Raw genomic sequence first — 6,323 nt, 5'->3', positions numbered from 1 at the left:
CATATTTCCTCTTTAACCAAAAAAAGACTGAAAATTAAGAGGATAATTATTATGGAAAGCCTTAAAAACAAAAGCATAATGAGTATTTTGTTTATCTTAATTCTTTTATTAATTTGGGGATCTGTATTTCATTTGACCAAAGATATTGGAAAAGCCCCTGTAAATCCTGAATATGAGAAAAAAGCTGCTCTTCAATATCTTGATAAGATGACACAATTTGTCCGCCCAATAGGAACTAAGGGAAACGAAGAAACAAGAAAATTTATTAAGAAAACGTTAAAAGACGAGGGTATAAAGGTCGCAGAATTAAATTCCTTCGTTGAGCATTCGGAGTTCGGTCCGCCACTGGACACTGGAACACCTTCTAATATTCTTGCAACGATTAAGGGGAAAACAGATAATTCAATTTTAATTGTCGGACATTATGATTCTGTCCCATCTTCAAACGGAGCCGGAGATAATGGAATAGCAGTTGCGAATATGCTACAAACTGCTATTGAACAGTCAAAAGAAAAAGCTCCTAACAATAATATTTTATTTTTATTTACTGACGGAGAAGAAATTGGTCTTCTAGGAGCAAAAGCGTTTTATGAAAATCATTTTGCTGAATATAATATTCAAAGCGTTATCAACCTGGAAGGTAGAGGGAGTAGTGGAATACCTTTTCTTTTTGAAACCACAAATCAATCAATAGGGATTGTAAAAGAGTACGCTCATCAATCAGACTTTGCGGTTACTTCATCCTTTTTTAGTGAAGCTTATAAACTCTTACCTTTTAATTCAGATTTTACAGTTTTCAAAAATGACATTCAGATAGGATTTAATTTAGCGTTCATTGAAGGGTTTGGAAATTATCATAATATAAATGATGAATTTGAGAATATCGATCATAGTACAGCATTTATGCAGTATTCAAACTTAAAACTCTTTATAAATCTACTCAAAGATAGAGAAATGACTTTAAATGAAGATGTCGATCAGCTTTCATGGACATTGTTCCCTGGTTTTGTGATTTTTTATGGGAAATGGATAAATTTAATATGTATCGCATCAATACTACTATTTCTAGGAATTGTTATCTACAAAAATAAAAGTATTAAAGTGTTAGATGTTTTAATGCCAATTATTGTGATTGGATTGACAGTTGGAAGTGGTTTATTGTACATACAGGTTTTTAAATGGTTTAATCAGTATTTATTTGATTCCTGGAGATTGCTTCCATTGAATAATGATTTATTTTCAATAAGCTTGGGTGTGTTTGCTTTACTAATTGTGTTAATTGCTTTGTATGTTCTCAAAGTAAATAAAAAAACTCCTGTATTTTCCGTGGGTGTTTTAATTGTTTTATTTATCAGTTCAGTAGTGAGCCATTTCATATTTCCAACACTGGTGCTGCCGATTTTTCTTTTCGCCGTTCCATTCTTCATCTCAGATTTGCTTCCCGGAATTCGTTCTATAAAACGTTGTCTAATATTTTTAGCTATATCGTTAATTCCAATTTTATTTACTGTGTATACATTCCGAGTTATCTATATTGCAGTTCCTAAAATTGCTCCAGTATTTATATTTATTATGCCCGTGCTTTTTGTGACTTATCTTTTAGTTAATAACCGATCTAATAGGAGTACCATTTCAATTTCAGCTCTATCAGCTTTAGTCATCTTAATCATTTTGTCGATTAAAGTTCTTTTGACTACCGAGTTTAGTTCAGCAGAGCCTCGACCTAGCTCATTGTATCTATATAGAGATATTAATGGTGGGAACTATTGGATGACTGACCAGACAGAATTAGATGATTGGCAAAAAAAGATCTTTAATAACAGTAGAAATGTGAAAGAGTCAATGTTTTTTGGAGTAGAGGAGACGTATAAACTCTCACCAATAAAAGAGAGCTTCTCGCCATCAAATTTGAAAGTGGATGGAAAAACTCTTAGCCAAACAAAATTGCAGTTAACTATTTCTAACAATGATTATAATGCTCTGTTTTTATTAATAGAAGATGGAGATGCACTAGACTCAATTACTATAAATGAGACTTTAATTGACAAGGAGAAGTTATCCAAAAGTTTGTTGGAAGATAAGATTTTATTACGTATATGGAATACTAAAGATATTCATTTAGAAGCTAAATACGAAAGTGGAGCAGTTAATAAAAATGTTAGAATTTTAGGGATGAATTTTGATCATATGATAACTACTCCTAAGATAACACAAGATAATATTATGCAAGCGTGGCCTGGCTATATGACATTTGTTCACCTGAATAACATTAATTGGGATAAAGAAAGAGGATTTAATTTCGAACATACATTAGAAGGTTGGTCTTGGAAATAGATTACAACGGTATATGAATCATGTTAAAAGAGGTTGTTATAATCAAATGAACTTAAAATAATTAAAAAGGTAGAAGTGTAAATGAAAATGAGAAGAGAGATTTTAATTTATGAAGTTCACTTACCTAGTAATTTGTCTTTGGAAGAATTTGAAGAAAGTTTATCAATATTAAGTGATGAAGAACTTAAAGTATATAAAAATTATAAAGTTGACCACAAAAAAATAGAATTTATTATAGGCCGTTTACTAATTAAACAATTAATTAGCAAAGAATTAGATATACCTATAAGTGAAGTTGAAATCATGAAAAATAAATATGGAAAACTATTTTTAAAGAAACAATGTGTGCACAATGAAAAAGAATCGTTACATTTTAACTTATCACATACTGAAGGACTAGTTATATGCGTAATTGGTTATATGGATCAAATAGGAGTAGATGTAGAAAACATTACATACGATTTTTTAGAGGTTATGCCTCAAGTGTTCGTACCAGATGAAATAAAGTATATAAATGCAGGGTCATCATATGAAACGAAGTTAATTAGGTTTTTCCATTTGTGGACAAGAAAAGAGGCGTTAGTTAAAGCGAAAGGGTTAGGATTTTCACTGTCACCATTATCGTTTCGTGTACCGTATCAATTAGATGAAAATACTGCAGAAGACTTTAACTATTTTACTTATTCGCCAATGAAGGACTATGTAGCATCAGTAGCAGTTAAAAATGCAGAAGGCATCAAACATACATTTATATCAAAAAAAATCTGTTGGAAAGATTTAATAAAGTAAGTTATTTCATTCTGAAGTAACGTCAAAAATTAGTATGTTGATTACAGGAGGAATAATATAATGGTTAATTTAATGAGAGAATCTGTATATGTACACTCATTTCTATGTAATAATCACAAGATCGAATTAGCTGTAGTTGATATTGATAAATTGATACCACACGAAGAAGTAGATTTGAAAAAAATCAAAACAGTTTCCGAGGGGATAAAAGATAGTGGCTTCGTAAAACATACTATTCCTTGTGTCAAGTATGATGATAAATTCATCGTTCTGGATGGACATCATAGATTAGCGTCACTAAAAGGATTAGGTTATAAAAGGGCACCTATTCAAATTGTAAGCCAGGATTCAATCGTTTTAGATTATTGGTATCATGTAATTGGTGATCCTAACTGGAAACCTCAATTATCTGATACTATTCATTTAAACGTTGGTGTAACGATTGCGGAGTATAAATGTAAAGATTCAGAGGGGATTATGAGGGGGAAGAATCAAAACATTAACGATATCTTTGCCTCTATTCAAGATATATACCATTCTTATGGAGTTAATCGATTTTATCGCCAAAGTACAATGCCTCAAAATGAATCATGGGTTCAATATAGTGGCATAAGCTTAGAGACGATTATAAATAATGCATTAAAAGGAAACTTAATGCCACCTGGTTTGTCGAGATTTAAAATTCCTTATAAAGTTTTAAACTTAGAAGTGCCTCTTTCCCTCTTAGAAAACGGAGAAGAAGCGGAGTGGATATGTTTTTACGAAAAAACGTGCGGATTTCAGGTGTGTGAATTTCCGGTGGTATGCATCAATTAATTTCTGAATATTAAAAAGAAATATTCAGATGATTGTGTTCTATATGAGGGAATTATACCTTAACTCGTTGTTAACAAATAATTTGTAAATAAAATTAAGAGGTGCCTTATGCCATTAGAAAAAACAAATTCGTCTGCAACTTCACTTTTAAGAAATCGTTTCATTCTGGTCAATCTAATTGCTAGTTGTTTTATGCAAATAGGTATTTGGATTAGGAATTTTGCAATTTTATTATTTGTCGTGTCAGTGACTGATGGAGATGCATTTGCCGTGTCACTTATATCGGTTGCAGAATTCCTTCCGATATTTATATTCTCATTTGTTGGTGGTGCCTTTGCAGATCGTTGGAAACCAAGGCGAACGATGATATGGTGTGATCTTCTTAGTGCATTATCAGTATTTTTAATATTAATTTCCCTTATTTATACTACTTGGAAGGTTGTGTTCTTTGTTACTTTCATTTCAGCGACTCTATCTCAGTTTTCGCAGCCCTTATCGATGAAGTTGTTTAAGAAGCACTTGAGTGAAGAACAAATGCAGAAAGGAATGTCATTATTTCAAACTATAATATCTTCTTTCATGATATTCGGCCCGATTTTAGGTACATTTATATTTGAACAGTTTGGTATCCATGTTTCAATGGCATTAGTGGGAATGATGTTTTTATTGTCTGCCATGACATTGATGTTCATACCAAAAGATCAAAACATTTCCATAACTGACCAGGAATCATCAGTTTGGATGGACATGAAAATTGGCTTCAAATATGTTTGGGTTCATCAAATATTAAGAACTTTAGGATTTGTTTTTATGGTTGCGGGCTTAGGTTTAGGGCTAATAAGACCGTTATCCATCTTTTTAATAACTGAGAGGCTTCATTTAGATAAAGAATATCTACAGTGGCTTTTTGCTGTTGATGGAGCAGCTATGATTATAGGTGGAGTTATTGTCATGATTTTTTCAAGCAAAATCGTGCCACAAAAGATTATAATGGTTGGAATGGCGATCATGACTGTAGGAATTTTTATGTTAGGATCATCTACAGTGTTTTGGGTCACCCTAATTACTCAATTCATAATAGGTTTATTCACACCCGGGTTGCTTATTGGGATAAATACAATCATTTTAAACAACACCGAAGAAAATTTTGTGGGCCGCGTAAATGGAATTCTGACACCATTATTTACAGGGACTATGGTAATTAGTATGAGTATTTCTGGTCTATTAAAAGAGCAGTTTTCTCTATTCACCATTTATCAATTCTCTGCCATCTTTTTTATTATAGGTATTTTAGTCATGATTCCGATAATGAGTTTAAGGAATAATAAAGTGGAAGTTAATCACTCTTCCGATGTAAATTAATTTGTTATTCTACATTTACTTGATTCTTCTGACTTATGAGGGCTGAGCATCTTTTAAACTTGTTGATTCTCATACTAATCATTTAAAATAGGATGTGATTAGTATGAAAAACGAACTGTATCCCGCATGAATTGGCTGTAAAAATCAGATGGATGAGGGCTAATAATCAGTAGGGGAATTACCTCATGAGTAAAGTTTCACTTTACTCATGAGGTAAATTTGCTTTGGACAAGCCGTACCTTTTGACCCGTCAATTACTCGATATATGTTAAAAATTTGATTAGAAAAAAAATGATGCGGGGAATAATTAAAAAGAGACCTTGTATAGGAGAGAAGACTGTGATAATATCAAGTGTGTACTAATTGACTATATTATCCATATGGTCATTTCGGAGGTGAAGATGTGGCAATAGATCGAAAGCATTCGATTATTGAAGCTGCAACAAAGTCTTTTTCAGCGTTTGGCTACAAAGCAACAACAATGGACCAAGTCGCAAAGTTAGCAAATGTTGGGAAGGGAACGATTTATACGTTTTTCAAAAATAAAGAAGAATTGTTTGGGGAAATTATTTCTAATTTAATTACAGAAATGAGACAGGTAGCCAAAGAAGCAATTCGTCCAGACGTTTCATTTTTTGAAAATGTACATAAAGCATTATATGGTATTTTAGAATTCAGAAAAGAACATCAATTGATGATTAAACTCATTCAAGAAGAACGAGATATGGGCACGAAAGAAGTACAAGACGGCATGCAACAAGTAGAGACTGAAATTGTATCAGTTATTCAATCTTACTTAGAAATTGCAATTGAAAAGGGCGAAATTAGTGAATGTGACCCGGAAATTACGGCGTTTATTATGCTTCGCTTATACGTATCACTTATTTTTGATTGGGAAAAAAATCATGAACCACTAGATAAAGAACGAATCGCAGAACTGTTTGAACTTTATTTATTAAAAGGATTGTCAAATTAAGATAATCCTTTTATTATAGTTGAAAGTGACTAATTGAACAAAATGG

At 32.1% G+C, this 6,323-nt stretch carries 5 protein-coding genes; all 5 read left to right on the top strand.

Going from position 1 to position 6,323, the window contains the following annotated elements:
- The first annotated feature begins 51 nt into the window (after positions 1–51).
- The 5 genes from BLV40_RS20790 to BLV40_RS20770 all read left to right on the top strand — a co-directional run bounded on the left by BLV40_RS20790 (position 52) and on the right by BLV40_RS20770 (position 6,277).
- Positions 52–2,334, top strand: coding sequence for a M28 family peptidase (locus BLV40_RS20790; protein ID WP_090693481.1), 2,283 nt, complete (start codon positions 52–54; stop codon positions 2,332–2,334).
- 81 nt (positions 2,335–2,415) lie between these two features.
- A complete protein-coding gene (locus tag BLV40_RS20785) occupies positions 2,416–3,123 on the top strand; it encodes a 4'-phosphopantetheinyl transferase family protein (protein ID WP_090693479.1) in 708 nt (235 codons plus the stop codon).
- Positions 3,124–3,183: 60 nt separating this feature from the next.
- On the top strand, positions 3,184–3,939 hold the full coding sequence (locus BLV40_RS20780) for a ParB N-terminal domain-containing protein (RefSeq protein WP_090693477.1): 756 nt from the start codon (positions 3,184–3,186) through the stop codon (positions 3,937–3,939).
- A 108-nt stretch (positions 3,940–4,047) separates the two neighbouring features.
- Positions 4,048–5,301: an MFS transporter gene (locus BLV40_RS20775; RefSeq protein ID WP_090693474.1), complete on the top strand. Its 1,254-nt coding sequence runs from the start codon at positions 4,048–4,050 to the stop codon at positions 5,299–5,301.
- Positions 5,302–5,704: 403 nt separating this feature from the next.
- Positions 5,705–6,277 carry a TetR/AcrR family transcriptional regulator gene (locus tag BLV40_RS20770; protein WP_026590539.1) on the top strand — a complete coding sequence of 191 codons (573 nt, stop codon included), beginning with the start codon at positions 5,705–5,707 and terminating at the stop codon, positions 6,275–6,277.
- Positions 6,278–6,323: the final 46 nt, after the last annotated feature.

It is taken from the genome of Bacillus sp. 166amftsu (assembly GCF_900107445.1).
GTDB lineage: Bacteria > Bacillota > Bacilli > Bacillales > Bacillaceae_G > Bacillus_A > Bacillus_A arachidis.
This window is presented reverse-complemented; position numbering and strand designations above follow the sequence as displayed.

Excerpts from the sequence above, each read along its gene's own strand:
- BLV40_RS20790 (WP_090693481.1), top strand. The coding sequence starts at position 52 with ATGGAAAGCCTTAAAAACAAAAGCATAATGAGTATTTTGTTTATCTTA.
- BLV40_RS20780 (WP_090693477.1), top strand. The coding sequence starts at position 3,184 with ATGGTTAATTTAATGAGAGAATCTGTATATGTACACTCATTTCTATGT.
- BLV40_RS20785 (WP_090693479.1), top strand. The coding sequence starts at position 2,416 with ATGAAAATGAGAAGAGAGATTTTAATTTATGAAGTTCACTTACCTAGT.
- BLV40_RS20775 (WP_090693474.1), top strand. The coding sequence starts at position 4,048 with ATGCCATTAGAAAAAACAAATTCGTCTGCAACTTCACTTTTAAGAAAT.